Source organism: Streptomyces sp. NPDC004539, assembly GCF_040610055.1.
Lineage (GTDB): Bacteria > Actinomycetota > Actinomycetes > Streptomycetales > Streptomycetaceae > Streptomyces.
Window position 1 is genome coordinate 135214 of sequence record NZ_JBEXLS010000009.1, and the last position, 26255, is coordinate 161468.

The 26255-nt window shown below is 74.0% G+C and carries 25 protein-coding genes and 4 pseudogenes; 16 read left to right on the forward strand and 13 right to left on the reverse strand.

Features of this window, described 5'->3' with window-relative positions:
- Nucleotides 1-74: 74 nt before the first annotated feature.
- From ABZX85_RS20540 to ABZX85_RS20555, 4 genes and pseudogenes are all read left to right on the forward strand, one after another.
- Nucleotides 75-1324, forward strand: a pseudogene (locus tag ABZX85_RS20540) (DUF3533 domain-containing protein).
- A gap of 173 nt (nt 1325-1497) precedes the next feature.
- Nucleotides 1498-1626, forward strand: coding sequence for a hypothetical protein (locus ABZX85_RS20545; protein ID WP_355870743.1), 129 nt, complete (start codon nt 1498-1500; stop codon nt 1624-1626).
- Nucleotides 1611-1724: pseudogene (locus ABZX85_RS20550) on the forward strand (TetR/AcrR family transcriptional regulator); the annotation flags it as partial. The gene ABZX85_RS20545 and the pseudogene ABZX85_RS20550, both read left to right, overlap by 16 nt.
- 438 nt (nt 1725-2162) lie before the next feature.
- Nucleotides 2163-2393, forward strand: a pseudogene (locus ABZX85_RS20555) (DUF2397 family protein); the annotation flags it as partial.
- A gap of 366 nt (nt 2394-2759) precedes the next feature.
- Here the strand turns inward: ABZX85_RS20555 and ABZX85_RS20560 are convergent.
- The 5 genes from ABZX85_RS20560 to ABZX85_RS20580 form a co-directional block, all read right to left on the reverse strand.
- Nucleotides 2760-3578 (reverse strand): universal stress protein, encoded by an 819-nt coding sequence (locus ABZX85_RS20560; RefSeq protein WP_355870278.1) that lies wholly within the window; start codon nt 3576-3578, stop codon nt 2760-2762.
- Nucleotides 3579-3724: 146 nt separating this feature from the next.
- Nucleotides 3725-4381 (reverse strand): pyridoxamine 5'-phosphate oxidase family protein, encoded by a 657-nt coding sequence (locus ABZX85_RS20565; RefSeq protein ID WP_355870281.1) that lies wholly within the window; start codon nt 4379-4381, stop codon nt 3725-3727.
- Between the two features lie 38 nt (nt 4382-4419).
- Complete coding sequence (locus tag ABZX85_RS20570) at nt 4420-5121, reverse strand: response regulator transcription factor (RefSeq protein ID WP_355870284.1); 702 nt, start codon at nt 5119-5121, stop codon at nt 4420-4422.
- A gap of 62 nt (nt 5122-5183) precedes the next feature.
- A complete protein-coding gene (locus ABZX85_RS20575; protein ID WP_355870287.1) occupies nt 5184-5858 on the reverse strand; it encodes a CBS domain-containing protein in 675 nt (224 codons plus the stop codon).
- 10 nt (nt 5859-5868) lie between these two features.
- Entirely contained in the window at nt 5869-6333 is a 465-nt protein-coding gene (locus tag ABZX85_RS20580; RefSeq protein ID WP_355870290.1) for a cyclic nucleotide-binding domain-containing protein, read from the reverse strand.
- 248 nt (nt 6334-6581) lie between these two features.
- On the opposite strand from ABZX85_RS20580, the gene ABZX85_RS20585 reads away from it, so the two are divergent.
- Genes ABZX85_RS20585 through ABZX85_RS20620 form a run of 8 tightly spaced genes read left to right on the forward strand, consistent with a single transcriptional unit; the run spans nt 6582 to nt 16190 of the window.
- The gene (locus ABZX85_RS20585) at nt 6582-7202 is read left to right on the forward strand and encodes a hypothetical protein (RefSeq protein ID WP_355870293.1); all 621 of its coding nucleotides are present in this window, start codon (nt 6582-6584) and stop codon (nt 7200-7202) included.
- Nucleotides 7203-7245: 43 nt separating this feature from the next.
- Nucleotides 7246-8070: a universal stress protein gene (locus ABZX85_RS20590; RefSeq protein WP_355870296.1), complete on the forward strand. Its 825-nt coding sequence runs from the start codon at nt 7246-7248 to the stop codon at nt 8068-8070.
- Nucleotides 8071-8088: 18 nt separating this feature from the next.
- A complete protein-coding gene (locus tag ABZX85_RS20595) occupies nt 8089-8904 on the forward strand; it encodes a universal stress protein (protein ID WP_355870298.1) in 816 nt (271 codons plus the stop codon).
- Between the two features lie 14 nt (nt 8905-8918).
- Nucleotides 8919-11270, forward strand: a complete 2352-nt coding sequence (locus ABZX85_RS20600; RefSeq protein WP_355870301.1) for a phosphoketolase family protein — start codon at nt 8919-8921, stop codon at nt 11268-11270.
- Between the two features lie 31 nt (nt 11271-11301).
- On the forward strand, nt 11302-12297 hold the full coding sequence (gene gap, locus ABZX85_RS20605) for a type I glyceraldehyde-3-phosphate dehydrogenase (RefSeq protein WP_355870304.1): 996 nt from the start codon (nt 11302-11304) through the stop codon (nt 12295-12297).
- A gap of 22 nt (nt 12298-12319) precedes the next feature.
- The gene (locus ABZX85_RS20610; RefSeq protein ID WP_355870307.1) at nt 12320-15001 is read left to right on the forward strand and encodes a GNAT family N-acetyltransferase; all 2682 of its coding nucleotides are present in this window, start codon (nt 12320-12322) and stop codon (nt 14999-15001) included.
- 12 nt (nt 15002-15013) lie between these two features.
- Nucleotides 15014-15682: a CBS domain-containing protein gene (locus ABZX85_RS20615; protein WP_355870310.1), complete on the forward strand. Its 669-nt coding sequence runs from the start codon at nt 15014-15016 to the stop codon at nt 15680-15682.
- A gap of 10 nt (nt 15683-15692) precedes the next feature.
- Nucleotides 15693-16190 (forward strand): flavodoxin domain-containing protein, encoded by a 498-nt coding sequence (locus tag ABZX85_RS20620; protein WP_355870733.1) that lies wholly within the window; start codon nt 15693-15695, stop codon nt 16188-16190.
- Nucleotides 16191-16195: 5 nt separating this feature from the next.
- Here ABZX85_RS20620 and ABZX85_RS20625 read toward each other — a convergent pair whose 3' ends face one another.
- From ABZX85_RS20625 to ABZX85_RS20635, 3 genes are all read right to left on the reverse strand, one after another.
- Nucleotides 16196-16855 carry a universal stress protein gene (locus tag ABZX85_RS20625; protein WP_355870313.1) on the reverse strand — a complete coding sequence of 220 codons (660 nt, stop codon included), beginning with the start codon at nt 16853-16855 and terminating at the stop codon, nt 16196-16198.
- A 218-nt stretch (nt 16856-17073) separates the two neighbouring features.
- Nucleotides 17074-17655, reverse strand: coding sequence for a hypothetical protein (locus ABZX85_RS20630; RefSeq protein WP_355870316.1), 582 nt, complete (start codon nt 17653-17655; stop codon nt 17074-17076).
- 124 nt (nt 17656-17779) lie between these two features.
- Complete coding sequence (locus ABZX85_RS20635) at nt 17780-18133, reverse strand: STAS domain-containing protein (protein WP_355870318.1); 354 nt, start codon at nt 18131-18133, stop codon at nt 17780-17782.
- Nucleotides 18134-18347: 214 nt separating this feature from the next.
- Here ABZX85_RS20635 and ABZX85_RS20640 point away from each other — a divergent pair, with 214 nt between their 5' ends.
- Nucleotides 18348-19139 (forward strand): universal stress protein, encoded by a 792-nt coding sequence (locus ABZX85_RS20640; RefSeq protein ID WP_355870321.1) that lies wholly within the window; start codon nt 18348-18350, stop codon nt 19137-19139.
- A 98-nt stretch (nt 19140-19237) separates the two neighbouring features.
- Here ABZX85_RS20640 and ABZX85_RS20645 read toward each other — a convergent pair whose 3' ends face one another.
- Complete coding sequence (locus ABZX85_RS20645) at nt 19238-19390, reverse strand: hypothetical protein (protein ID WP_355870324.1); 153 nt, start codon at nt 19388-19390, stop codon at nt 19238-19240.
- A 35-nt stretch (nt 19391-19425) separates the two neighbouring features.
- Between ABZX85_RS20645 and ABZX85_RS20650 the strand changes: the two genes are divergently transcribed.
- Entirely contained in the window at nt 19426-19560 is a 135-nt protein-coding gene (locus ABZX85_RS20650; RefSeq protein WP_355870327.1) for a hypothetical protein, read from the forward strand.
- A 62-nt stretch (nt 19561-19622) separates the two neighbouring features.
- Here ABZX85_RS20650 and ABZX85_RS20655 read toward each other — a convergent pair whose 3' ends face one another.
- Both ABZX85_RS20655 and ABZX85_RS20660 read right to left on the reverse strand, forming a co-directional pair.
- Nucleotides 19623-20075, reverse strand: a complete 453-nt coding sequence (locus ABZX85_RS20655; protein ID WP_355870330.1) for a universal stress protein — start codon at nt 20073-20075, stop codon at nt 19623-19625.
- 41 nt (nt 20076-20116) lie between these two features.
- Nucleotides 20117-20824 carry a CBS domain-containing protein gene (locus tag ABZX85_RS20660; RefSeq protein WP_355870333.1) on the reverse strand — a complete coding sequence of 236 codons (708 nt, stop codon included), beginning with the start codon at nt 20822-20824 and terminating at the stop codon, nt 20117-20119.
- A gap of 195 nt (nt 20825-21019) precedes the next feature.
- On the opposite strand from ABZX85_RS20660, the gene ABZX85_RS20665 reads away from it, so the two are divergent.
- Together ABZX85_RS20665 and ABZX85_RS20670 are read left to right on the forward strand one after the other, a co-directional pair.
- The gene (locus ABZX85_RS20665) at nt 21020-21907 is read left to right on the forward strand and encodes a universal stress protein (protein WP_355870336.1); all 888 of its coding nucleotides are present in this window, start codon (nt 21020-21022) and stop codon (nt 21905-21907) included.
- 370 nt (nt 21908-22277) lie between these two features.
- Nucleotides 22278-23183, forward strand: a pseudogene (locus ABZX85_RS20670) (non-reducing end alpha-L-arabinofuranosidase family hydrolase); the annotation flags it as partial.
- A gap of 96 nt (nt 23184-23279) precedes the next feature.
- Here ABZX85_RS20670 and ABZX85_RS20675 read toward each other — a convergent pair.
- Both ABZX85_RS20675 and ABZX85_RS20680 read right to left on the reverse strand, forming a co-directional pair.
- A complete protein-coding gene (locus tag ABZX85_RS20675) occupies nt 23280-23999 on the reverse strand; it encodes a hypothetical protein (RefSeq protein WP_355870339.1) in 720 nt (239 codons plus the stop codon).
- A 164-nt stretch (nt 24000-24163) separates the two neighbouring features.
- A complete protein-coding gene (locus ABZX85_RS20680) occupies nt 24164-26107 on the reverse strand; it encodes an NAD-binding lipoprotein (RefSeq protein WP_355870342.1) in 1944 nt (647 codons plus the stop codon).
- Nucleotides 26108-26255: the final 148 nt, after the last annotated feature.

A 26255-nucleotide genomic window follows, 5' to 3' on the forward strand; every position in this document is an offset into this window, starting at 1 on the left:
CGAGTTACCGGTCCGGCAACGGTGCCGTCCGGTCTTCTCCCGATGCAGTTGTGCTGTCCAGGCCGGAGAAAGTCATGAATGGAATTCATCCCTTCCGCGTGCTGCGCGCGAAACCCCTGTGGATCGCCAGCGGTGTCATCACCGGCACTCTCGCGCTGCTGTTCGCCGTGCTGTACGTCGGCGCCAACGTCGACCCGGCCGGCCACCTGAAGAACCTGCCCGTCGGCCTGGTCAACGCCGACCGGGGCGACCTGGGGGCGCGGATCACCGAGTCCGTCGAGAAGTCCGGCGGGGACAAGATCGACTGGCGGGTGATGGACGAGAAGGAGATGCGCGAGGAACTCGGCAAGGGCAAGCTGTACGGCGCGCTCGTCGTCCCCGCCGACTTCACGTCCTCGGTCGCCGCACTGACCGGCGCCGCAGCCGCCGAACCCCCGGTCCGCCCAGAGCTGACAGTGCTGACGAACCAGTCCGCCGGCAGCATCGGCTCCGGGCTGGCCCGGACGGCGACGACGCAGGCCGCCGAGACCGCCTCACTGGGCATCGGCAAGGAGCTGACCGCGCGGTCCGAGCTGCCCGCCCCCGTACGCGCCCTGCTCGCCGACCCGGTCGCCGTCACCGTGACGGACGGCCACCCGCTTCGCACAGCGGCCTCGGCCTGACCACGTTCTACTACGCCCTCACCCTCGTGGTCGTCGGCATGCTCTCGGCCAACGTGATCAGCGGCCAGGTCGACCACACGCTCGGCTACACCCACAACGACATGGGCCCGCTGCGCCTGCACCGCCCCCTGATCCGCGCGACCCGGGTGCAGACCCTCGCCGTCAGCAGCACCCTCATGGTGGCGCTGTCCCTGCTGACGGGCACGCTGGTCATGGCGGGCGCGGTCGGCCTCATGGGCATGGACGCCTCCCATCTGCCGCTGCTGTGGCTGTACTCGGTGTGCGCCGTCGCGGTCTCCGGCATCGGCGCGCTCACCCTCCTCGCCGTGTTCGGCACACCCGGCATGCTGGTCGTCACCCTCGTCTTCATCGGCATGGCGGTGCCGACGGCCGGGGCCACCACGCCCGTCCAGGCGCTGCCCGGCTTCTACCGGTTCCTCGCGGAGTTCGAGCCGCTGCGGCAGATCGTCGGCGGCGTCCGCTCGATCCTCTACTACGACGCCCAGGGCGACGCGGGCCTCACCCGGGGCTGGCTGATGATGGGCGCCGGCCTCACGGCGGCCGTCCTGTTCGGATTCGGCGTCCTGGGCTGGTACGACCGCAAGGGGCTGCACCGCCACCCCGCCGAGACGGAGCCCGAGAAAAACGGCACCCCGGTGTAGCGGAACGCCTTCCGTACCCCCAGGACGGGGCCGTTGAGCGGAGCGGCCCCGTGTGCGCGCCCCTCGTGGGGACGAGGGGCGCGCACATCATCGTGGCTCGGCGGCGGCCGGGTCCCGACACCTCTGGAAACCGGCCTCTTGCCGTTCTGTTCGATCCTGGTTGACCTCGCGATATGACCACCGAAGTGAAGGTGACTCGCGGAGAACGCCTGCTGGAGGCGGCGGCCACGCTCACCTGCCAAGTCGGCGTCGGTGTCGACTTCCCCGGCTGCCGACGACCGCTCTCCCCGCGAGTCAGGTGACACACCGGATCGAGGCGAAACTGACGGCCTTCTTCCGTACCGAGGCCGAGCGTGGCGGTGCGAGCGACCCGGACCTGTCGGCCTGGCGTCAGGCGTCCGGCGCTGCCGATGCCACCGACGCCTGAGCGGGGATCGGAACCGACGCGCTGGATGCGGCAAGCGTGCGCTGACGCCTCGTCTCGGTCGTGCCCCGCGTGATGCAGTCGCGCGCGGGAACGATCCACGTGACGGCCATCGTCGCTCCGTCGTCTTCGTCGCCGTCGTCGGGGTCTCCCGCAGCCGGCACCGCGTACTTCGCCGCCGGTCTCTCCTCCAGCCTTCGCTGCCCGTCCGGCAGCAGCCGGTCACCGGCCCCTCGCCCCGCACCCCGGCCCTCAATTCGCCTGGAGTGACGCCATAGCCATGGCTACGGAAGTGAGGCTCGCGTCAGGGACGATGACCGGACGATGACGTCACCACCCTCCGGACCCACCCGAGCCGAGTACGTCCCCTCCGCCCATCTCAGTGCGCCCAGCGCGGCCCTTTACCGCCGGGTGATGCGCGTGTTCCTCACGGCCAAGGAGCGCTTCGCGGTGCATCTGCGGCCCGAGGACGTGCACGCGGCGCTGGAGCCGGAGCACCGCCCCGCCGACCGGGACACCGTGGCCAAGGCCCTCGACAGTCTCGTCGGCTGGGGCAATCTGCGGGCAGACCCGGACACGTCCCGGGTGACGGCGGTCGAGGACCTCTACCGCAGGCGCTTCATCTACCAGCTCACCCAGGCCGGCGAGGCCGCCGAGCAGGCGCTGTCCGTGTACGACGAGGCGCAGGGCCGCCGGGTCCCCCTCGACCCACAGGAGGGTGCCGTCCCGGTCGGTGACCGCGAAGACGTGTCCGTCGTCGGCGGCGCCGCGGCCGAGCAGGTCGCGCAGGAGCGGCAGGGCGGCGGCCAGCGGGTGCTCGCGCCGCCGCTCGTCGAGGTCGGCGAAGGCGGCGCACAGCGGCGGGAGGCGGTCGGCGTGGACGCCGCGCGCCGTGCAGCGGGCCCACGAGTCGGCCACCAGGGGGCGGACCAGGGCGGTGCGGGGGGCCTGCATGGCGCACCTCCTGTGGGGCGTCCTGCTGTGGTCGCGTGCGGGGCCGGGGCCCCCGGTTCAGGTGCAGGTCGGCACCAGCAGCACGGGGCAGGGGGAGTGCGCCAGCAGGGTGTGGGTCACCGGCCCGGAGTGGTGGGCGCCGATGACGACGACGGACGCCTCACGGCCGGCCTCCAGGAGGGCGTGGGCGGGGTCGGTGTCCACGGCGCGGATCTCGACGGGCACGTCGGGGTGTTCCTCCCGCAGCCGGGCGACACCGAACCGGGGCACCGCCCGCTCGGCCTGTTCGTCCTGGGCCAGGCGCCGCTGGCCGGGGCTGGTCGCGGGGATCGGCGAGGGCATCTCGGGGACGGTGTGCCGGTGGGTCACGGCGTGCAGGACGCGCAGGGGCGCCCGGCGCCGCTCGGCCTCCTGGAAGGCGTACACGGCGGCCTCGTCGTCGGCGTCGCCCCGCAGGCCGAGCACCACCGGCCGCCCGTCGGCCTTGGGAGCGCGGGGGCGGTCGTCGCGTACGACGAGCAGGGGTCCGCGTGCCCGGGCGGCGAGCCTGAGGCTCACGGACCCGGCGAGGAGACCGGCGACGGGGCCCAGCCCCCGGGTGCCGACGACCGTGAGGGCCGCGTTCGCGCTCTCGCGGGCGAGCACCTCCACCGCCCCGCCGACCACGGCGTCGGCGACGACCGGCAGTCCCGGAGTGCGCAGCCGGGTGCGGGTGGCGGCCGAGGCCAGCATCGGCCCGGCCTCGTCCCGGTCGTGCACGGCGTACACGACACGCAGCCCGGTGCCGCGGCGTACGGCTTCCTCGGCGGCACGGTCCAGCGCGCGCACGGCACCGGGTGTGCCGTCCACGCCGACGACGACGTTCTGACGAGTCATGGCCCGTTCCCCTTCCCGAGACGGACGGCGGTGGTCGGCACCGCCGCTGGGAAGCGATGCTGGTCCCGTACGGGCGCGGGAAACAGGGGCCTCAGGAACCCTCCGGCACGCCGGTCGGCCCCTTGCGGTGGGCCGGTCGGTCCCCGTCAGCCCACGATGCGGCGGCCGGTGACGGCGAGGGTGTCGATGCGCAGCCACAGCTCGCGCGCTCCCCCCGCCCAGGGTTCGCTGTGGGCCGTCTCGGTCAGCCGGAGCACTTCGGCGGGGTCGGTGACCCGCCGGGCAAGGCCCCGGACGAGGACGCTCCAGCCCCGGCTGAACGCCTCGTCGATCCGGTCGGCCTCCAGGGCCACCCGGCAGCCATCGGCCCGCGCGAGGACGGTGCCGGGGGCGGTGCGGTAGACGACGGCGCCCGCGACGACGCCGTAGTTGACGGGCACCACGAGGGGGCCTTCGAGGGTGGGGACGGCCAGGCGTCCCACGCCGTGCGTGGCGAGCAGGACGCGGCACTCGTTGGGCGTCAGCTCCACGAGGCGGGTGCGGCGGGCGCGGGCGAGGCCGACGGGGCGGTCGGCGGCCCCGCCGGTGAGCGCGACGACAGTGGTGTCCAGCGCGTCGGCGAGTCTGCGCAGCACTCCGGAGCCGGGGGACGCCCCGGCCCGCTCCTCCAGGTAGCGGAGGTAGCTGGGCGCCATCCCGGTGCGTGCGGCGATGTCCTGGCGGCTGAGGCCAAGGTCGGCCCGGCGCCGGGTGATCCGGCGTCCCAGGTCGCCCGCGGCGGTCGGCGGATCGGGTGCCGTCACGGCTGTCGCCTCCCCTCGTGCCGGGGCAGCGGTATCTCCTACCTGCCCCGGTGCTCCTGTGGTTCCGGTGTCTCCAGGTGGGTGGCCAGCACCGCCGCCTGGACGCGGCGCTGGACGCCGAGTTTCGCCAGGAGACGGGAGATGTGGTTCTTGACGGTCTTCTCGGAGAGGTACAGCTTCTTGCCGATCTCCCGGTTGGTCAGGCCCTCCCCGATCAGGGCGAGGATGTCGCGTTCGCGCGGGGACAGGCCCGCCAGCTCGTCAGGGACCGCCGGGGCACCGGCCGGCTCGGCGCGCAGGGAACGCATCAGACGGGCCGTCGTCGCGGGGTCCAGCATCGACTGCCCGGAGGCGACCGTACGGACCGCCGAGACCAGGTCGGAGCCCTTGATCTGCTTGAGGACATACCCGGACGCCCCCGCCATGATCGCGTCGAGGAGCGCGTCCTCGTCGTCGAACGACGTCAGCATCAGACAGGCCAGCTCCGGCATCCGGTCACGCAGCTCACGGCAGACGGTGATCCCGTCCCCGTCGGGCAGACGGACGTCCAGCACGGCCACGTCCGGCCGCAACGCCGGACCCCGCGCCAGCGCGTGCCCGACCGTCCCCGCGTCACCGACGACCGCGATGTCGGGCTCCGTGTCCAGGAGGTCGGCCAGACCGCGCCGGACGACCTCGTGGTCGTCGAGCAGGAACACACGGATCGGGTCCTGCTCGCTGAAGGTGCGTGCCTGCGCCATGACGACCTCTCGCTGCGCGGATGTACGGCCACGACGATCATCACCGGCCGGGCCGCGGCACGCTAGGGCCGACCGGCCCCCTCGGACGTCTTCCCAGGATGCGTCAGCTCGAACTCAACGTCCACGACCCCTTCGACCGCCCGCACCAGACGCGCGGCCACGGGCACGAGGGACGTGTCCCGGACCCGCCCGGCGAGCGTCACCACACCGTCGTGGACGTCGACCCGCACCTCGGCGGCGGACAGCGGGAAGAGGTGGGCGACGACGTCGCGCCGGACCTCCTCGGCGATGCTCTCGTCGGCGCGCAGGAAGACCTTGAGCAGGTCGGCGCGGCTGACGATGCCCTCCAGCCGGCCCAGGGCGTCCACGACCGGCAGGCGCTTGACGCGGGCACGCGCCATGGTGCGCGCGGCCTGGGCGAGCGTGGTGTCGGCGCGGACGCTGAGCGCCGGGGAGGTCATCAGGTCCCGGGCCAGCAGCCCGCCGGCCTTCTCGATGTCCCTGAGGCGCCGCAGTTGCGTGTATCTGTCGGGGTCGCCGTCGCGGAACTCCTCCTTGCACAGCAGGTCCGCCTCGGAGACGACGCCGACGACCCGGTCCTCGCCCTCCACGACGGGCAGGGCGCTGACCCGCCACTCCCCCATCAGCCGCACGATCTCCTTGAAGGAGGCGTCGCGTCCGACGCTCACGACGGTGTACGTCATGACGTCGCCGACGACGTGAGGTGTGCCGTCCATCGGGTCCTCCTCAGATACGGGTGCCGGCGCCGTACGGCGCGTACAGGTCCAGCAGGCGGGTGCGGGCCGAGCGCAGCCGGTGCGCCAGGACACCTCCGACCCACAGGGCGACGGAGTTCCCGAGCTCCGGGTCGTCCGCGCACAGGGAACGCACCGCGTCCCCGTCGAACTCGTACGCCCGCACGGGCGTGGTCGTTTTGGCTCCCAGGTGCCACATGTGCGGTCCCAGCAGCCAGGACCAGCCGACGAGTTCGTCGTGTCCCAGGTTCTCGATGACGGCGGGCTGCCGGCCGGGCACCCGCATGTCGAGTTCGACACGGCCCGTGCGGATCACCCAGAACCGGTCGGCCCGGCCGCCCTCCTCGAAGAGGCGGGTACCCGCCTCGAAGGACACCTCGCGGGCGAAGCGCATGAGCCGGTGCCGGTGTTCCGCGGGAAGGGCACGCAGCATGCTCGGAGTCGGTGCGGCGTTCATGGCAGGCCCTCCAGGTGGGCGGGGGCGTAGATCGGTCTGCTGCCAGCGTGAACCGGCCCCGGCGGCACGGACAGGGGCCGTTCGGTCCTCCCCCGTGCCGAACGGCACCCTCCCCCGACCGGCCGCGCGAAGAGGGCCGTTCGGCCCTGCGGGCACCGACCTTCGGCATCCGGCGACGGCGGGCGCGTCTCGCGAGAGTGATGCGTGTCGGACAACGACCGACCCGTACCCGAAGGGACACCACCACCATGGCCGTGCAACAGCACCCCGAGCACCGTTCCGGTTTCCACCTGCCGTCCCTGCGCCGGCACCGGACCACCACTGCGGGCGAGGCCGTACAGGCCCACTCCGCATCCGTATCCGCTTACGTGTTGGCGTCGTTGCGTCTGGTCACCGGGTTCGTGTTCCTGTGGGCGTTCCTGGACAAGACCTTCGGCTTCGGCTACGCCACCCCCTCCGGCAAGGGCTGGATCGACGGCGGCTCCCCCACCAAGGGCTTCCTCTCCCACGTCTCCGCCGGACCCATGCAGTCCACGTTCCACTCCTGGGCCGGGGACACCTGGACCGACTGGCTGTTCATGCTCGCCCTCCTCGGCATCGGCCTCGCCGTCAGCACCGGTGTGGCCCTGCGGATCGCCGCCGCCGCCGCAACCGCGCTGATGGCGTTCATGTGGATCGCCGAATGGCCGCCCGCCAAACACCTCGCCGACGGCACCGCCAGCATGTCGACCAACCCGTTCGCCGACTACCACCTCGTCTACGCGATCGTCCTGATCGCGCTGGCCGCGTTCGCCGCCGGCGACGCCCTGGGCCTCGGACGCGCATGGTCCCGACTCCCCATCGTCCGCGACCACACCTGGCTCCGCTGACCCACCGAACGCCCAGACACACACCCTCAAGGAGACGACCACCATGCCCCGCAACATCACCGTCGGCTTCGACGGTTCCCCCGAGAGCCTCGCCGCCGCCGAATGGGCCGCCCTCGAAGCTCAGTCCCTCGGCCTGCCGCTGAAACTCCTCCAGGTCCGGGAACCGGTTCCGGAGATCCACCCGCACCGCCCCGACCGCATCCCGCGCGAAGCCGCCGCCGGCCTCGGCAAACGCCACCCCGGTATCGAGGTGACCGGCGAATGCCTCCCCGGTTCCGCCACCGAAGTCCTGGCCCACGCCTCGAAGGGCGCGGGGCTCCTGGTCCTCGGCTCCCGCGGGCTCGGCCGTGCCGACGGCTTCCTGGTCGGCTCCGTCGGCCTGAACGTCCTGGCCCACGCCCACCACCCCGTGGTCTTCGTCAGGTCCCGTCAGCACGACTCCCAGCGACCGGTCGTCCTCGGCCTGGACACCGACCACCCGGACAGCGCGCTGCTGGACTTCGCCTTCGACGCCGCCGCCCGCCGGGGCACGGAATTACGTGTGGTGCACGCCTGGAGCGCGTCGCCGTACGTCGTGGACGGCACCCCCGACGGCCCGCCCCCGCACGAGGCCCGCGCGCTGGACGACGCCGAGGAGCTGGCCGACGTCGTACGGCCCTGGCGGCAGAAGTTCCCGGACGTCGAGGTCACCGAGGAGTCCTGGTACGGCAGCGCCGCCGCCCACCTGGTGGCCGCCGGCCGCGAGGCGTCCCTGGTCGTCGTGGGCCGGCGGGGCCGGCGCAGTCCGTTCGGCACCCATATCGGGCACGTCACCCACGCCGTCCTGCACCACTCCCCCGCCCCCGTCGCCGTCGTGTCGCACGGCTGACCCCAGAGAGGACATCCCATGAAGGCAGCGGCCGTACGGCCCTGGTGCGGGGCGACGAGCACCGTACGGGAACCGGTCGTCGTCGGTGTCGACAGCTCCGAGCCGAGCCTGTGGGCTCTGGACTGGGCGGCGGACGAGGCGGCCCTGCGCGGCGCGCCCCTGCACCTGGTGCACGCCTCGGAGTGGCGGCGCGACGCCGAGGACGGCTGGAGCCACGACCGCCGTCTCCTGGAATCCGCGGCCCGCCGGGTCCACCGCCGCGCCCCGGACGTCCGGGTCTCCACCGAGGTGGCCGGCGAGGACCCCGAACCGGCGCTGCTGCGCGCCGCGCGGAACGCCACCGCGCTGGTGCTCGGCAGCCGGGGCCGCGCCGGGCTCACCGGACTGCTGCGAGGTTCAGTGAGCGCGGCCGTGGCCGCCCGCGCCGAGTGCCCCGTGATCGTCGTACGCGGTCAGGGCGCCGGCGCGGCGCACGGCAGGGTCGTGGTCGGTGTCGGCGGGCCCGCGGCGGTGCGGTTCGCGGTGCGCGAGGCCGTGGTGCGGGACGCGGAGCTGGAGGCCGTGCGGACCTGGCGGGCCTCGTCGGGCGAGAACCACGAGCAGCGGGCCCGCGCCGCGCTGGAACGGGCGCTGCGGCACGCCCCCGAGCGGCTGCGGATACGGCGCCGCGCCGCCGAGGGGCACGCACGCCAGTTGCTCGTGTCCGCGTCCTTCGCGGCCGACCTGCTGGTCGTGGGTACCCGGTCCGGTGCCGGGCGCCTCGGCCTGGTGACCCACCGAGTCCTGCGCGACGCCGCCTGCCCGGTGGCCGTCGTACCCGAGCACCGCCGATGACCAGGAGACCTTCCATGCTGCACGACGACGAGCTGCGCGCCCTGGACGCCCACTGGCGGGCCGCCAACTACCTCGCGGCCGGCCAGATCTACCTCATGTCCAACCCGCTGCTCACCGAGCCGCTCCGGCCCGAGCACATCAAGCCCCGGCTGCTGGGCCACTGGGGCACCTCTCCGGGGCTCACCCTCGTGTACACGCACCTCAACCGCGTCATCAAGGCGCGCGGTCTGGACGCGCTGTGCGTGTGGGGTCCGGGGCACGGCGGCCCGGCGGTGCTGGCGGGGTCCTGGCTGGACGGCAGCTACACCGAGACGTACCCCGATGTGTCACGTGACGCGTCCGGCATGGAGCGGCTGTTCCGGCAGTTCTCCTTCCCCGGCGGGGTGCCGAGCCACGTCGCGCCGGAGACGCCGGGCTCGATCCACGAGGGCGGCGAGCTGGGCTACTCCCTCGCGCACGCCTACGGTGCCGCCTTCGACAACCCGGGCATGCTGGTCGCCTGCGTGATCGGCGACGGCGAGGCGGAGACGGGCCCGCTGGCCGCGTCCTGGCACGCGAACAAGTTCCTCGACCCGGTGCACGACGGCGCGGTCCTGCCGATCCTCCACCTCAACGGCTACAAGATCGCCAACCCGACGGTGCTGTCCCGGCTCCCGGAGTCCGAACTGGACGAGCTGCTGCGGGGATACGGCCACGAGCCCCTGTACGTGTCCGGCGACGACCCGGCGCGGGTGCACCGGGCGCTCGCCGAGGCCATGGACCGGGCCCTCGACCTGATCGGTGTCATGCAGAGCACCGCCCGTGCGGACGGGGTCGCCGAGCGCGTGCACTGGCCGATGATCGTGCTGCGCACCCCGAAGGGCTGGACCGGGCCGGCGGAGGTGGACGGCGAACCCGTCGAGGGCACCTGGCGCGCGCACCAGGTCCCGCTGGCCGGTGTCCGCGAGAACCCGGAGCACCTGCGGCAGCTGGAGGCGTGGCTGCGCTCCTACCGCCCCCAGGAGCTCTTCGGCCCCGACGGCCGCCCCGCTCCCGACGTGCTGGCCTGTGTCCCCGAGGGCACCGAGCGGCTCGGCGCGACGCCGCACGCCAACGGCGGCCTCCTCGTCCGTGAACTCCCCCTGCGGGACCTGGACCGGTTCGCCGTCCCCGTCGACAAGCCGGGCGCCACCCTGCACGAGCCGACGCGTGTGCTGGGCGACTTCCTGGCCCAGGTCATGAAGGACACGCGGCTGCGGCGGGACTTCCGGATCGTGGGGCCGGACGAGACCGCCTCCAACCGGCTCCAGGCCGTCTTCGGCGCGAGCGGCAAGGCGTGGCAGGCCGGACACCTGCCGGTCGACGAGCACCTCGACCGGCACGGCAGGGTGCTGGAGATCCTCTCCGAACACCTCTGCCAGGGCTGGCTGGAGGGGTATCTGCTGACCGGGCGGCACGGGCTGTTCTCCTGCTACGAGGCGTTCGTGCACATCGTCGACTCGATGGTCAACCAGCACATCAAGTGGCTGCGGACGTCACGGGAGCTGCCGTGGCGGGCGCCGATCGCCTCCCTCAACTACCTGCTGACGTCGCACGTGTGGCGCCAGGACCACAACGGCTTCTCCCACCAGGACCCCGGCTTCGTCGACCACGTCCTCAACAAGAGCCCCGAGGTCGTGCGCGTCTACCTGCCGCCGGACGCCAACACCCTGCTGTCGGTGGCCGATCACGCGCTGCGCAGCCGGGACTACGTCAACGTGATCGTGGCCGGCAAGCAGCCCTGCTTCGACTGGCTCTCCCTGGAGCAGGCCCGCGCCCACTGCGCGCGCGGCGCCGGGATCTGGGAGTGGGCGGGCACGGAGAACGGCGGCGAACCGGACGTCGTGCTGGCCTGCGCGGGCGACGTCCCGACCCAGGAGGTGCTGGCCGCCGCCCAGTTGCTGCGCCGCCACCTCCCGCAGCTCGCCGTGCGGGTCGTCAACGTCGTCGACATGGCCCGGCTGCTGCCCCGCGAGGAACACCCGCACGGGATGAGCGACTTCGAGTACGACGGCCTGTTCACCGCCGACAAGCCGGTGATCTTCGCCTACCACGGCTACCCGTGGCTCATCCACCGCCTCGCCTACCGGCGCACCGGCCACGCCCACCTGCACGTGCGCGGCTACAAGGAGTCCGGCACCACGACCACGCCGTTCGACATGGTCGTGCGCAACGACCTCGACCGCTACCGGCTGGTCATGGACGTCATCGACCGCGTCCCCGGCCTCGCGGTCCGCGCGGCGGCCGTCCGCCAGACGATGGCCGATGCCCGCACCCGCCACCAGGCGTGGATACGCGAGCACGGCACGGACCTGCCGGAGATCACCGAGTGGACCTGGGGCTCCTGACCGCCCCCGAACCGAGAAGGAGTTCACCGCCATGACCGTACGTGTCGGCGTCAACGGCTTCGGCCGGATCGGCCGCACCTACCTGCGCGCGGCCCTGGAGCGCGGCGAGGACATCGAGATCGTCGCCGTCAACGACATCGCCCCCGCCGCGACCCTCGCCCATCTGCTGGAGTACGACTCGACGTTCGGGCGCCTCGGGCGGGAGGTCGGCCACGACGACCGGTCGATCACCGTCGACGGGCGCCGGGTCGCCGTCACCGCCGAGCGCGACCCGGCCGCGCTGCGCTGGGGGGAGCTGGGCGTGGAGCTGGTCGTCGAGTCCACCGGCCGCTTCCGCGACCGCGACGCGGCGGCCCTGCACCTGAAGGCGGGCGCCCGTGGCGTGCTGCTGTCCGCGCCGGGCAAGGGCGTGGACGCGACGATCGTGATGGGCGTCAACCACGGCGCCTACGACCGCGCGCGCGACCGGATCGTGTCGGCGGCGTCCTGCACCACGAACTGTGTCGCGCCGATGGTGAAGGTCCTCGACGACGCGTTCGGCGTCGAGCGCGGCATGCTCACCACGGTCCACGGCTACACCAACGACCAGTCCCTGATCGACGGCCCGCACAAGGACCTGCGGCGGGCCCGCTCCGCCGCCCTCAGCATCATCCCGACCGGCACGGGCGCGGCCCGCGCGGTGGGCCTGGTCCTGCCGGAGCTCGCCGGGACCCTGGACGGGATCGCGGTACGGGTGCCGGTGGAGGACGGCTCGCTCACCGACCTGACGGCGGTCCTGAACCGCCCGGTGACCCGGGAGGAGATCAACGACGCGTTCGAGGCTGCGGCCCAGGGGCCCCTGCGGGGCGTCCTGCGCGTCTCGCACGCCCCGATCGTCTCCCGCGACGTGATCGGCGACCCGTCGTCCTGCGTCTTCGACCACGCCCTGACCCAGGTGGGCGGCACGTTGGCGAAGGTCTTCGGCTGGTACGACAACGAGTGGGGCTACACCAACCGGCTGCTGGACCTCACCCGTCTGATGGCCTGACCGTTCCCGAAGGAGTAGTCCGATGACGGACGACCTGCTCGACCGCGCCCCCGCCCACGCGCTCCTCGCGGACGGCACCACCGCGTGCGTCCGGCCCGTGCGGCCCGGCGACCACGACCAGGTGGAGGGGCTGTACGAGGAGATGTCCCCGGAGAACCTGCGGCGGCGGTTCTTCGCGCCGAGCCGGCGCTCGGCCGCCCTGGCCGCCGACCGGGCCTGCGCGCCCGCCCGGCGCGGGTACCGGGCGCTGCTGGCCGAGGTCCGCGGGCAGGTGCTGGGGATCGCCGAGTACGACACCGGCGGCGCCGGCGACCGGGCGGAGATCTCGATCGCGGTCGCCGAGGGGATTCACGGCCGGGGTGTGGGGACCCTCCTCGTCGAGCACCTGGTGTCGGCGGCCCGCGCCGACGGGGTCGCCGTCTTCACGGCCGACGCCCTGAGCGAGAACCGCGAGGTGCTGCGGCTCTTCGCCGACCTGGGCCTGCGCACCTCGCGCCGGTTCGAGGGGCCGGAGGTGCGGTGCGTGATCCGGCTCGACGAGGACGACGCGTATCTGACGGCCGTCGAGCACCGGGCCCGGCTCGCGGACGTCGCGAGTCTGCGCCCGCTGCTGCGGCCGGAGGCGGTCGCCGTCGTCGGCGCGGGGCGCACGCCCGGCTCGGTGGGCCGGGCGGTCCTGCACCACCTGCACACGGGCGGTTTCACCCGGCGGCTGTTCGCCGTGAACCCGGGTGTGACGTCGATCCTCGGCGTGCCGTCGTACCCGTCGGTGAGCGTGCTGCCGAGGACCCCGGACCTGGTGGTCGTGGCGGTGCCCGCGGCGGCGGTCGCGGCGACGGCCGAGGAGTGCGGGAAGGCCGGGGTGCGGGCGCTCGTCGTGGTCTCCGCGGGCCTGGACGCCGACCAGGCCCGCGCCCTGCTGGCCGCCTGCCGGACGTACGGCATGCGGCTGGTGGGGCCCAACTGCCTGGGTGTCGTCGACACGGACCCGGCGCTGCGGCTGGACGCCACGTTCGCCGCCCGGCATCCGCTGCCCGGCGCCGCCGGGATCGCCGTGCAGTCCGGCGGGGTGGGGATCGCGCTGCTCGACGGGATGTCCCGGCTGGGCATCGGAGTGTCGTCGTTCGTCTCGCTCGGCGACAAGTACGACGTCAGCGGCAACGACCTGCTCCAGTGGTGGGAGGACGACGGCCGGACCCGGCTCGCGGTGCTGCACCTGAAGTCGTTCGGCAACCCGCGCGCGTTCTCCCGTACGGCCCGCCGGGTCACCCGGCGCATCCCGGTGCTGACGGTGGACGCGGGGCGCACCGACGCGGGGCGCCGGGCCGCCGCCTCGCACACCGCCGCCGCGGCCACCCCGACCATGACCCGGCGGGCCCTGTTCACACAGGCCGGGATCACGGCGACCCGCTCGGTCGGCGAACTCCTGGAGACGGCCGCCCTGTTCCACTCCCAGCCACTGCCCGAGGGGACGCGGGTGGCGATCGTCACCAACGCGGGCGGGGCGGGGGTGCTGGCCGCCGACGCCTGTACGGAGGCCGGGCTCGTGCTGCCCGCGCTGCCCGAGGCCGTCCTGGCGGACCTGCCCGCCGGCGCCACGGCCGGGAACCCCGTCGACGCGACCGCCGCCGTGAGCGAGGCCCGGCTCGCGGCGTGCGTGGACCGCGTCCTGACGTACGCGGGCGTCGACGCCGTGCTGGTCGCCCTGGTGCCGACGGCGGTGGCCGCCGCGACCGGGGACGACCTGGTGCGCGCCCTCACCTCGAGGCCGGGCCGCCGTACGAAGCCGGTGCTGGCCGTGCGGCTCGAACAGGACGTGCCGGTGCGGCTGCTGCCCGCCGACGGGGGCGGCACCGTCCCGTCGTACAGCGAACCGCAGGCGGCGGCGCGGGCGTTGGCGCACGCGGCCGACCGGGCGGCGTGGCTGGCGCGGCCCGCCGGGGTCGTACCGGATCTCGTGGACGTCGACACCGAGCGCGCCCGGGACGTCGCCGAGACCTGGCTCGCCGCGCATCCCGAGGGGGGCTGGCTCGATCCGCGGACCTGCGCCGATCTGCTGGCCTGCTACAGCGTGCCGCAGATCCCGTGGGCCTGGGCGCGGACGGAGGACGAGGCGGTGTGCGCGGCGCAGCGGCTGCGCGGGACCGACGGGCGGGTCGTCCTCAAGGCGCACTGGCCGGGCCTGGTCCACAAGAGCGCGCGGGGCGCCGTCCGGCTCGACCTGCGCGGCGACACCCAGGTACGGACCGCGTTCCGTGAACTCCAGGAGCGGTTCGAGGGGCGGATGACGGGCGTGCTGGTGCAGTCGCTCGCGGGCCGGGGCACCGAACTGTTCGCGGGCGTCGTCCAGGACGCGGTCTTCGGGCCGCTCGTCCTGTTCGGCCTCGGCGGTACGGCGACGGAGGTGCTGGCCGACCACGCGGCCCGCCTCGCCCCGCTCACCGACCACGACGTGCACGACCTGATGACGTCCCCGCGCTGCGCGCCCCTGCTGTTCGGCACGGGCGACGGCGGCCCGCTCGCCCTGGAGGACCTGGAACAGCTGCTCCTGCGGCTGTCCCGGATGGCCTGCGACCTGCCCCAGCTCACCGAGGCCGACCTCAACCCGGTCCTCGCCACGCCGGACGGCGTCACCGTCCTCGACGCCCGGATACGGCTGATGCCGCGGCGGGCCCACGATCCCTGTCTGCGCCGACTGAGGTGAAGAGGAACAGTCATGAAGCACGACAAGGTGGGTTCCGTGATGACCGCGGACGTCGTCCACGCGGTCCGTGACACCCCGTTCAAGGAGGTCGCCCGGCTCCTCGCGCGCCACCGGATCAGCGGGCTGCCAGTGGTCGACGGCGACGACAAGGTGGTCGGGGTGGTCTCCGAGACGGATCTGCTGGCCCGGCACACGGCGCCGGCTGCCTCGGGCCCGGCACGGCTGACCCGCGTCGGCCGGCGCCGGGCCGGCAAGGCGGGTGCCCGTACGGCGGGGCAGCTCATGTCCGAGCCGCCGGTCACCGTGCACGCCGAGGACACCATCGCGGAGGCCGCCCGCACCATGGCGGAGCGGCGGGTGGAGCGGCTCCCGGTCGTCGACGTGGAGGACCGGCTCGTCGGCATCGTCACCCGCGGGGACCTGCTGCGGGTGTTCCTGCGGCCGGATGGGGAGATCCGCGCCGAGGTCGTCCAGGAGGTCCTGGTGCGCGGGCTGCTGCTGCGGCCCTACAGCGTCGACGTCTTCGTGACGGACGGCGTGGTGACGCTCCAGGGCCGGCTGGAGCTCAGGAGCGACACGGAGATCGCCGTCGCCATGACCCGCCGCGTCGACGGCGTGGTGGACGTCGTGGACGGGCTCACCTCCCGCCTGGACGACACCCACACCCGCGAAGCGCGGTGAGAGGAGAGGGATTCCCATGACCGTCCTGGTCGTGTACGGCAGCACCAACGGATCGACGGCAGGCATCGCCGAGACGGTCGCCGCCGAACTGCGCGAGCGGGGGCTCGACACCGAGATCCGCCCCGCCGGTTCCGTCACCGACGTGTCCCGCTACGAGGCCGTCGTGGTCGGCGGCGCGCTGTACGCGGGGCGCTGGCACCGTGGCGCCCGCAGGTTCGTGCGCCGGCACCGCCGCGCCCTGGCCGCGCGGCCCCTGTGGCTGTTCAGCAGCGGGCCGCTGGACGCGTCGGCCGCCGAGCGGGACATCCCGCCCGTGCGTGGCGTCCGGCGGACGATGACCTCGCTGGACGCGCGCGGTCATGTCACGTTCGGGGGCTGCCTGGAGGAGGGCGCGCGGGGCTGGGTCGCCGGGCGCATCCTCGCGGCCGACAAGGGCGGGGACTTCCGGGACCTCGACGCCGTGCGGGAGTGGGCGGGGCGGATCGCCGGGGAGCTCGCGAAGACCTGACGCCGTCAGCCGCCGTCCGCCGGCACGACCGCCACCGGGCAGCCCGACTCGCGCAGCAGCGTCCGTACGACACTGCCGGGCGGGCCGCCCACCACGATCAGGGCGGCCCGGGCCCCGTGGTGGAGCAGCGCCTCGGCCGGGGTGAGCAGGAGGACGTCCTCCAGGACGGGGACCTCGGGGTGTTTCGCCCGCCAGGGCCGCAGCGCGTCGGACAGCGTCTGCACCTCGTGGTCCTCCCAGCGGGCCCGGTCCTCCTCCGGCACGCCGAAGGGCAGTGCGGCGGCCTCGGGAGGCAGCGCCCAGGCGTGGACCGCCCGCAGGCGCGCGCCCCGCAGCCGGGCGCTGTCGAAGGCGAAGCCGAGGGCCGGGCCGGCGGGGGCACAGGGGTCGACACCGACGACGACGTCGGCACGGCGCCGGCCGGGGACGTAGCCGTCGGGGACCAGCACCACGGGGCCGGGCACGGTGTCGAGGAGCGTCACGGCGCGGGTCTCGCCGACGGTCACGGCGACGCCCTCCGCGACGTCACCGGGCCCGCGCAGGGGTAAGCGGAGGGGTGCGCGGAGAGGTGATCCGCGCAGGCCGGCTTCCCGCCGGGCCCAGTCGGCGGCGGCCCGGCCGGTCTCGGAGGTGTCGGTGCGGGCGAGGACCACGACGGGTTCCATGAGGTCCGCCTTCCTGTACGAGGGGTCGGTGGGCCTGTCCCAGGGTGCCGGAGGCGGGGGCGTGGGAGAGGGGGCCGAACGTCCCGCCCGGGGAGACGTCCGGGCCGTTCTCACGACGGGGTCCGGTGCCTTCCGCACACCGTCCGGCCGGACGGCGCGAAGCGAAGCGGGCCGCAGGACGTCTCCCCCCACGTCCCACGGCCCGCCCTCCGCTGTGGTCACCCCGTCCGGTGCCCCCACAGGGGTCCGACCACGTCCCATTCGCGCCCCCACTGTTCGATCCGCCGCTGTTCGAGCCGCCAGCGGGCGACGCGGCCCGCCGCGTACAGGACGCCCGCGAGGGCGCAGGCGGCGCTGGCGCCCAGGGTCGCGGACTCGACGGCGGCCTCCCGTGCGCCGGGCGGCTCCGTCTTGAGCAGGCCCTGCGTGTCCTGCCAGACCGTGACGGTGGCCCCGGCCTGCCGCCCGGCGTCGACCAGGGTCCGGCCGGTGCGTTCGGAGCCGTCGGGGGCGGTCCAGCGGACGGCGGCGGAGTGCCGGCCGCTCACCGTCCCCCTGCCGCCGGCGGCAGGGGGCACGTCGTCGAGGAGGACCGCCCGCACGGGCGTGCGCTCGTCGCGCTGCCGGGCGAACATCTGGTCGGCGGCGTGGGCGGTCATCGCGCCCACCACGGTGCCCGCCACGGCGATCAGCAGCCACACGGCCAGGACGAGCCATGCCTCGACGACGTCGTCGAGGCGGCGCAGCGGGTTGTCGCGCCACCGCCACAGCCGTTTCCTCGCGTGCCGGGTTCCACGCATCGGTCCGCACCTCCTCCAGGTCCTGACGACCCTTCGACGGTGCCAGTCCCCGGCGGTCGCACGCAGGGGCCGGACAGGTGCCCTTCACCGGCCGACTCGCCCCGCCGGCAGGGCCGTTCGGCCCTCACGCCGCACTGCGGACCGGCTCCGGGCACAGCTCGAACGCGTCGCTGAGCCCCGCGTGGCGCAGCAGCCGGGCGAAGCCGGGCCGGGTGCCGGCCAGCCGCAGCCGGCCGCCGGCCTCGCAGGCCCGGCGCCGGGCCCGGCACAGCAGGCCCAGCCCGCAGCAGTCGACGAAGGTCACGGACCGCAGATCCAGCACCATGTCCGGCCGCGGCCCGGTGGTGAGGTCGTCCAGGGCGGGCCCGAGGGCTATGACCGCCGACAGGTCGAGTTCCCCGCAGAGGGTGACGTAGGTCGTTCCGCCGTCGGTCCGGGCCGCACTCAGCGCCACGGACCCCGTGTTCGTGTCGTCCATGGGAACCACCCAAGCCGAGCACGCGCAGCCCCGAAAAGGGCCGTTCGAACCCCTCGCACCTTGTTCGAATGGGACCGAACAGCCCCACCGGCGCCGGTGCGGGGCACACCCCCGGCGGAGGGCCGACGGCCCCCGGGCCGGGACCTGTGGCCCCTGCCGTCCCGTGCGGCGCCGGGGCCACCATGGCCCCCACCGACCAGCCTACGGAGGCCCCATGTCCCGTCCCGTCACCGTCGGTCTCGACGGTTCGCCCGAGAGCCTCGCGGCGGCCGAGTGGGCAGCCCGTGAGGCGTGGGCGTCCGGTGCGCCGCTGCGCCTGGTCCACGCGGGCGACCAGCCTCCGCACGCCTACGTGCCGTTCGCCGGTGAGGTGATCTCCGCGCCCGGGGCCGACCTGCTGACGCCGCTGCTGTCCGAGGCCGCCGCCCGGCTCACCCACCGCCGCCCCGGGCTGTCCGTCACCGCCGAGCAGGTCGCCGGGCGTCCGGTGCCGGTGCTGGCGGCCGAGGCCGCGGAGGCCGAGCTGCTGGTGCTCGGCTCGCGGGGTGCCGGGCGGGCGGCGGGGCTCCTCCTCGGCTCGGTCGCGTCGGCGGTGGCCGCCCGGTCCCGGCGGCCGGTCGTGCTGGTGCGGGCCGGGGGTCCGTCCGGCGAGGCGGGCGAGGTGGTGGTGGGGGTGGATCTCGACGCCCCGGACGACGGGGTCCTCGGGTTCGCGTTCGCCGCGGCGTGCCGGCACGGTACGGGGCTGCGGGTGGTGCACGGCCACCGGAGGTCGGTCGCCCTCGACGGCCCGGAGGGTGTGCTCACCCCGTGGCGGGCGAAGTTCCCGGGGGTCGAGGTGGCGGCGGAGGCCGTGGTCGGTGATGCCGGGGCGCATCTGGCGGACGCCTCCCGCGCCGCCTCCCTGGTGGTCGTGGGGCGGCGGCGCGAGCGGGTCACCGGGCATGTCACGTCCACGGTTCTGCGGCACGCTCCCGCTCCGGTCGCGGTCGTGCCGCACGGCTGATCGCCGGTCGTCGGCGCCGCCGGGCATGGCGGGGCTCGGGGGTGGAGCGGCGCCACGGGGGTGAGCGCCGCTCCAGTCCTCACCGTTCGGGCGGCTGTTCACGTGCCGGGGTCCGTGCGCCACGGGGGCGGTGTGCGGGGGTGGTGGTGTGCGGTCTGTCCGGCCCGTGCGAGGACCCGGTCGGCCAGCCGGTCGGCGAGTTCCCGGGCGGTGGTCTCCTCCGCGTGGACGACGACGACCGTGCCGTCCATCAGGAGCCGGGCCGCGCTTCGCGGTCCTGCCGGCCGTGGCGATCGTGGTGACGGTCGCCCTGAGTGCCGGGCTCGACGCGCTCGTCGTCCGGCTGCGCCGGCACCGGCCGCACGGCCACCCCGCGGGACGGCCTTCGCACCGGCTCCCCCGCGCTCCCGCGCACTGCTGACACACCGGTCCGGGCGCCCCCGTCACGACGGGGGCGCCCGGACCGGTGTGCGTATGCGGCGGCTACGGCTCGACGGGCACCGCGATCACCGGCACCCGCGCGTACCGGAGGCACTCACGGACGACCGGGCCCGCCGCGGACAGTTCACCCCGGCCGTGCGCCGAGCGCCCCACGGCGATCAGCACGGCGTCCCGGGCCCGCTCCAGGAGGACCCGGGCGGGCGCGCCCTCGGCGAGGACGGGCTGGACGACGATGTCGACGCGTTCGCCCAGCGTCTTGAGAAGACTGTCACGCAGGACGCGCGCGGCCTGTTCCCGCTGCTCCGCGGCCGTCGGGCAGGCGGCCACGGAAGCGTACGGCGCGAGCCGGCGGCCGACGGGTTCCCAGGCGTGGACGGCGACGACCCGCGCGTGCAGGAGCCGTGCCTGCCCGGCCGCCCAGGACAGGGCGGCGAGGGACTCCTCCGAGCCGTCGACGCCCACCACGATGTCGGTCATGAGGACGGACGGGACCATGGCCGTGTCTCCCTTTCTCCCGTTGCCGGGTGGCCGGCAGGTCAGAGCCTGCGCAGCCAGTCGTCGGCCACGCCGTGCAGTGCCTGTTCGGCGGGGCGCAGGTGGGTGTCGTCGATGCGGTAGGTGAGGTGGTCGACGACGTCCACGACGCCGTCGAGCCGGCGGGTCATGCCGACCGCGATGGGGATCTCGCTGCGCCTCTCCAGCCGCCCTTCGAGGGTGACGACGCCTTCGCGCACCGAGACGTCGATGGTCTGCGGGACCAGCCAGAGGGTGTCGAGGAGGACGTCCTGCCGTACGGCGCGCAGGATCTCCTCGTCCGGGCGCAGGAAGACGTGGAGCAGGTCGTGGCGGGTGACGATGCCGACGAGCCGGTTCTCCTCGTCCACCACCGGGAGGCGTTCGACGTGCCGGCCGGCCATCAGGCGGGCGGCCTCGGTGGCGGTGGTGCCGGCGCGGACCGTGACAGCGGGTGCGGTGATGATCCCGCCGGCGGTGCGGGCCCTGTTCCTCGCCGCCGCGCGCCGGGCACGGGGGCTGAAGCGGTGCCGTACGCCGGAGCGGCCCGCCCGGTGCGGGACGAGGTCGGCCGCGGAGATCACGCCGATGACCGTGCCGTCCTGGTCGACCACCGGGAGGCCGCCGACGCGGTGCTCGTCGAGCAGCCGCACGACCTCCTTGAACGGGGTGCCGTACCTGGCGGTGACGACGTCGTGGGTCATGAGGGCGCCGACCTTCATGGGTTTCATGTCCGAGCCTCCTTCGCGGCCTGACGGAACCCTCCGGACCGGGCCCCGCTTCCAGGCTCCGGCGCGGCGCGCGCACTCCACAGAGGCTGGGCGGGCACGGAAGAGGGCCGGACGGTCCCTGTCGCGGCACCGGTGGGCCCCTCCCCGCGCCGCCCGGACCGTACGACGCTGGACGGCGGAGAGGGAGGTGGCGTGATGGAACACCCCGTGGTGGTCGGAGTCGACGGAAGCGACGAGAGCATGGCCGCGGCGCTGTGGGCGGCCCGTGAGGCGCTGCGGCGCGGCCGGCCACTGCGCATGGTGCACGCCTGGGACCGGTACACGCGCTGGCGGGACACCGTGCTCGCCGGGGCGGCCCAGCACCATCTGGCCCGTCGCGCGCTGCGCCGGGCCCAGGAGCGGGTCCGGGCCGCGTGCCCCGGCCTCCCGCTGAGCGACGAACCGCTCGCGGGTCCGGCGGCCACCGCTCTGCTGCGGGAGAGCGGGAGCGCGCGCCCGCTGGTGCTGGGGTCGCACGGGTGGAGCGGGTTCGCCGGGTTCCTGGTGGGGTCGGTCGCGCTGAAGGTGGTGGCGAAGGCGGAGGGTCCGGTCGTGCTGGTGCGCGCCGACGCGGACGCGCCCGACGAGCACGTCCCGGAGGCCGACGGCGCCGCCGCCGAGCACACCGGCTACCGGGACGTCCTCCTGGCCCTGGACGTCGCCGACTCCTGCGACGAGGTCGTCGAGTACGCCTTCGAGGCGGCCCGGCTGCGGCGGGCCCGGCTGCGTGCCGTGTACGCCTGGAACTCCTCCGGCGCGCGCGGGCTGGGACCGGGCGACGTCGCCCTCCTGGACCGCCCGGCCCAGGCGGAGGAGTGGCTCGGATTCCTGCGGACCGCCCTCGCCCCGTGGCGCGACAAGTACCCCGACGTGCCGGTCCTGGAGACGGTCGTCGAGGACAAGCCCGGTACGGCGCTGCCCCGCGCGGCGGCCGGAGCGAGCCTCCTCGTCGTCGGCCACCGGCTCCCCCACCACACGGGTCCTGTCACCCATGCCACGATCCAGCACGCGGGGTGCGCGGTGGCGGTGGTGCCGTACCGGTGAGGGCCGCGGCCCGCTCGCCGTCATCGGAAAGTTTCAGCTGGCTCATCGCAACTTTCGATGCCAGCTCGGGAGCGCGAACGTGCACGCATCACGCGGCGTGCACGTTCGACCCGTCGAATCCGGGAACTGTTTGTGGACAGATCGGCGCGAGACCTTGACCTCTGGGTCCCGCATTCCTAGCTTGTCGCGTCAAAGGTTCGGGGAATTCTTCGAATGTTTCGGAATCTCCCCGCCTTGGTACCCCCACATCCAAGGAGGCTCCCTGATGCGGTTTCGCCAGCTGTCCGCCGCCCTCGCGCCCCTGATCCTCGTGGCCGCCGCCCTGGGCGCCCACGCCGCCGACGCGGCGACACCACGAAACGCCGCCGCCTGCGATCTCCCGTCCGCATACCGCTGGACGTCGACCGGTGCCCTGGCCCAGCCCAAGTCGGGCTGGGTCTCGCTCAAGGACTTCACGGTCGTCCCCTACAACGGCAGGCAGCTCGTCTACGCGACGACCCACGACACGGGGACGCGCTGGGGCTCGATGAACTTCGGCCTGTTCACCAACTGGCCGGACATGGCCTCGGCGAGCCAGAACACGATGTCCAACTCCACCGTCGCGCCCACGCTCTTCTACTTCGCGCCGAAGAACGTGTGGGTGCTCGCCTACCAGTGGGGCTCGACCGCCTTCTCCTACCGGACGTCGAGCGACCCCGCCAACCCGAACGGCTGGTCGTCCCAGCAGGTGCTGTTCTCCGGGAGCATCTCCGGTTCCGGAACGGGCCCCATCGACCAGACGCTCATCGGCGACGGGACGAACATGTACCTGTTCTTCGCCGGTGACAACGGCAAGATCTACCGGGCGAGCATGCCGTACGGGAACTTCCCGGGCAGCTTCGGCTCGACCTCGACGGTCGTCATGAGCGACTCGACGAACAACCTGTTCGAAGCCCCGCAGGTCTACAAGCTCCAGGGGCAGAACCGCTACCTCATGATCGTCGAGGCGATCGGCGCGCAGGGCCGCTACTTCCGCTCGTTCACGGCCACCAGCCTGAGCGGCTCCTGGACGCCCCAGGCCGCGACCGAGGGCAACCCCTTCGCCGGCAAGGCCAACAGCGGCGCCACCTGGACCAACGACATCAGCCACGGCGAGCTGATCCGCGCCGGCGCCGACCAGACCATGACCGTCGACCCCTGCAACCTGCAACTGCTCTACCAGGGCCGCAGCCCCAACTCGGGCGGCGACTACGGCCTCCTGCCCTACCGTCCGGGCCTGCTGACCCTCCGCCGCTGACGGCACGAGCCGGGACGCGCGGTCCCGGCTCCGGCAAGGGGATGACGTGGCGGGCCCGGCAGAAAGCCGAGCCCGCCACCAGCGGTTCGCGCCGGTTCAGACCAGGAAGCTTCCGTACGGGCCGTTCCGCATCCCGTTCTTCTGCTGCTGGTTGAAGTGGCAGTTCGGGTAGTCGTAGAACGAGGCCGACATCGGGGTGCCGTCGGTGAACGTGGAGTCGGGGAGGCCGAGAGCGTGGCCCAGTTCGTGCACCATGCCGCCGTACCAGCGGTTCATCGGGCCGTTGACGCCGGCGGCGCCGTCCGCGTCGTGGCCGCTGAGGATGACCCAGCCGCCGCCCCCGCCGCCACCGGAGACGCCCGCCTTCTCGGCGCTGATCTCGCCGACGCACAGCCAGCGCTGGTCAGGAGCGCCGAGACCGAGCCGGGACATCAGCTCCTGCTGCATGTTGAAGACGACCCACCAGTACGCGTCGCCGCCGTTGGGCGTGTTCTCGTACCAGGAGCGCGCGCGGTTGCCCTGGACCACTTCCACCACCGGGTTGTTCAGCCGGAACGTCACTCCGAGTTCCTGGCGGTAGAAGCGCTGCGACTCCTGCATCACTCCGGTGATGCCGTTCGGGTACCGAGAATCGTTGGCCACGTCCGAAGGTTTGAGCCAGAACACCCGTACCGTCCCGTTCGGCGGAGCGGCGGCCTTCCTCGCCTCCGGCCCGGTCGCCGCCCGGGCGGTCTCCGTGAACGCCCCGGTGCCGAGCAGGGCGATCCCTCCGGCCGCGGCCAGCATCGCGCGTCTGGTGAACTTGCATTCCTCCACCGGAAACCCTCCCATCGATGTGTGCATGACATTCGCTATTTCGGCCAGTGTGCGACGCGTCGACAGTCCGGGATAGGCGACATCAGGCCACGGCGGTGCGGGCCAATCACAGGCAGCTCCTCCGTTACGGACCGCTGTGATTGAAGCGTTGACAGACCTCGCCCTCAGGGAACGACGCCGGCCTCGGGCGAGTTGGGCGGCGAGTCCCCCTCCCCGTGCTCCGCGCGCATCCCGGGCAGGACGCACCGGCCGGGACCAGGGGGTTCGGCCTTCCCCCGCCCCGCCGTCAGCACCAGCACCTCGTCCTGGCCGCTCCAGACCCGCCGTTCGGACTTCCCGGGGCACAACCGGACGCTCTCGTAAGGGCGGAGCGCGTGCGGATCGTGCGCGCGGTAGCCGATCGCGCACTCGCCCCGTCGCAGCGCCGCCGCGACCACGGTGGCGAAGGCGGCTTCCCGGCCGGCCCGCACGTACTGATCGGCCGGCCGCAACGCGAGCGCTCCCCCGCGCACGGCGAAGATCTCCTCGAACACCGCCGCCAGCTCGGGGTTGTCGACGATCTGGGCCATCAGCAGGGCGGTGAGTTCGCCTCGGAGGACGACGTCGGAGGCGGGGCCGAGGGGGGCGATCCGCCGGCTGTGGTGGTCGCGCAACTCGGCCACCACGGGCAGCACTTGGCGGTTGCGCTCCTCCCAGGCGCGCAGGACCAGCATGCTCGACAGCGTCCGGTCGTCCGCCCGTTCCGGACCCGTCCCCCGGTCCGCGCCGAGGGCGATGACGCTGTCGTAGCCGCCGAGGTCGAGGCCGTCGAGGGTCTCGGGGGCGGCGGGGTCGGCGGTCCGGTGGACGACGCTCAGCGGGGCGGTGTCCCCGTGGCCCGGCGGGGAGTCGGTGACGACGTCGAGGACGGTCCCGGGCCGCGCGGTCCGCCGCAGGAGGTCCAGCAGCAGCGGCGCACGCCGGTTCCAGCCGAGGAGCAGCAGCCGTACGGGGGGTTCGGTCCACGGCCTAGGCGGTACGACGGCCCCGGCGTCGACCTCGGCCGGGTGATCGCCGAGTGGTACGGGGCTGTCGTCGTGGGCGACGGTCACCAGCCGGTCCCCCTCGCCCAGCACGGTCCCCGCGGCCGGCGTGAGCACGAGCCCGCCGTCCGCCCGCAGCAGCCCCACGGCGCAGGACGCCTCCAGCCGCAGCGCGACCTCCTCGAAGGGCAGCCCCGCCGCCTCCGGGACGTCGCTCACATGGAACTCGGCCCCGGCGAAGTCCAGCAGATCCCGCAGCACCGACGACATCCCGGGATGCCCCGCGCACTGCACGAGCAGCCGCGCGGTCGTCCGGTCGGTCTCCAGCACCGTCCCGCACGGCCCGGCCGCGAGCCGCGCGGCCGGCAGATGCCGCCCGTCGTGCACGGCGGCCACCACCCGGGGACCGCCTTCGGCGGGGAGCAGCGTACGCAGGGCCAGCAGGGTACGGACGACCGTCAGATCGCCGTCGGCGTCCTCGGCCGGCAGCACCGTCACCGTGCGCGCCCTGCCCGGCGCGACCAGCGCCAGCGCGTCGGGATCGGTCGGCTCTCCGGAACGGCACTCCAGACGGACGCCCGCCATCGGACCCACGGCGTTGACGAGGGCCCTCTCCATGAGGGCCGGGTCCCGGTCCGCGAGGACGGTGATCACCTGCCGGACGCCGCCGGGGCGGGCGGCGATCAACTCGGTGACCAGCGGAAAGATCTGGTCCGACCAGCCGAGGACGACGGTGTGCCCCTGCTCCAGCACCCGCGAGCGGCCTCGCCTCAACTCCGTCAGCCGGTCCCCCAAGCCTGTCGTGACGACACCGATGACCGTCGACACGCACAGCAGCGCGATCAGCCCGAGCAGCACGGACAGCAGCATCCGCAACGGCGCCCCGTTCGCGGCACCGAGCCGCAGGGTCTCCGCACTCGTACGGCCCACCTGGACGAGCCGGCCCGACAGGGAGTGCGGGGCGTTCGGGTCGGTCCACACGAGCAGCGCGCTGACCGGCACGACCACACCGAGACAGCTCAGCGCGAGCCACCCGAGCAACGTGCCGGTGCTCCGCGCCAACGTCCTGTCGAACAGGTAACGCATCCGATGAGGCAACGGAGTCCGTTCCTGTCGCCGCTCCACATCCGCCCCCTGCTCTTCGCACCGCCTGCCTCCGGAACACGAAGCGTGCCCAACACCCCACCCACGACACGCCGTTCCACCGGCACCTTCACTCTTTCGAGCACCCTCG

Excerpts from the sequence above, each read along its gene's own strand:
- ABZX85_RS20615 (WP_355870310.1), top strand. The coding sequence starts at position 15,014 with ATGAAGCACGACAAGGTGGGTTCCGTGATGACCGCGGACGTCGTCCAC.
- ABZX85_RS20580 (WP_355870290.1), bottom strand. The coding sequence starts at position 6,333 with ATGAACGCCGCACCGACTCCGAGCATGCTGCGTGCCCTTCCCGCGGAA.
- ABZX85_RS20600 (WP_355870301.1), top strand. The coding sequence starts at position 8,919 with ATGCTGCACGACGACGAGCTGCGCGCCCTGGACGCCCACTGGCGGGCC.
- ABZX85_RS20585 (WP_355870293.1), top strand. The coding sequence starts at position 6,582 with ATGGCCGTGCAACAGCACCCCGAGCACCGTTCCGGTTTCCACCTGCCG.
- ABZX85_RS20640 (WP_355870321.1), top strand. The coding sequence starts at position 18,348 with ATGTCCCGTCCCGTCACCGTCGGTCTCGACGGTTCGCCCGAGAGCCTC.
- ABZX85_RS20610 (WP_355870307.1), top strand. The coding sequence starts at position 12,320 with ATGACGGACGACCTGCTCGACCGCGCCCCCGCCCACGCGCTCCTCGCG.
- ABZX85_RS20630 (WP_355870316.1), bottom strand. The coding sequence starts at position 17,655 with ATGCGTGGAACCCGGCACGCGAGGAAACGGCTGTGGCGGTGGCGCGAC.
- ABZX85_RS20545 (WP_355870743.1), top strand. The coding sequence starts at position 1,498 with ATGACCACCGAAGTGAAGGTGACTCGCGGAGAACGCCTGCTGGAGGCG.
- ABZX85_RS20665 (WP_355870336.1), top strand. The coding sequence starts at position 21,020 with ATGGAACACCCCGTGGTGGTCGGAGTCGACGGAAGCGACGAGAGCATG.
- ABZX85_RS20560 (WP_355870278.1), bottom strand. The coding sequence starts at position 3,578 with ATGACTCGTCAGAACGTCGTCGTCGGCGTGGACGGCACACCCGGTGCC.
- ABZX85_RS20645 (WP_355870324.1), bottom strand. The coding sequence starts at position 19,390 with ATGGACGGCACGGTCGTCGTCGTCCACGCGGAGGAGACCACCGCCCGG.
- ABZX85_RS20575 (WP_355870287.1), bottom strand. The coding sequence starts at position 5,858 with ATGGACGGCACACCTCACGTCGTCGGCGACGTCATGACGTACACCGTC.
- ABZX85_RS20590 (WP_355870296.1), top strand. The coding sequence starts at position 7,246 with ATGCCCCGCAACATCACCGTCGGCTTCGACGGTTCCCCCGAGAGCCTC.
- ABZX85_RS20655 (WP_355870330.1), bottom strand. The coding sequence starts at position 20,075 with ATGGTCCCGTCCGTCCTCATGACCGACATCGTGGTGGGCGTCGACGGC.
- ABZX85_RS20595 (WP_355870298.1), top strand. The coding sequence starts at position 8,089 with ATGAAGGCAGCGGCCGTACGGCCCTGGTGCGGGGCGACGAGCACCGTA.
- gap (WP_355870304.1), top strand. The coding sequence starts at position 11,302 with ATGACCGTACGTGTCGGCGTCAACGGCTTCGGCCGGATCGGCCGCACC.
- ABZX85_RS20635 (WP_355870318.1), bottom strand. The coding sequence starts at position 18,133 with ATGGACGACACGAACACGGGGTCCGTGGCGCTGAGTGCGGCCCGGACC.
- ABZX85_RS20680 (WP_355870342.1), bottom strand. The coding sequence starts at position 26,107 with ATGCGTTACCTGTTCGACAGGACGTTGGCGCGGAGCACCGGCACGTTG.
- ABZX85_RS20660 (WP_355870333.1), bottom strand. The coding sequence starts at position 20,824 with ATGAAACCCATGAAGGTCGGCGCCCTCATGACCCACGACGTCGTCACC.
- ABZX85_RS20625 (WP_355870313.1), bottom strand. The coding sequence starts at position 16,855 with ATGGAACCCGTCGTGGTCCTCGCCCGCACCGACACCTCCGAGACCGGC.
- ABZX85_RS20570 (WP_355870284.1), bottom strand. The coding sequence starts at position 5,121 with ATGGCGCAGGCACGCACCTTCAGCGAGCAGGACCCGATCCGTGTGTTC.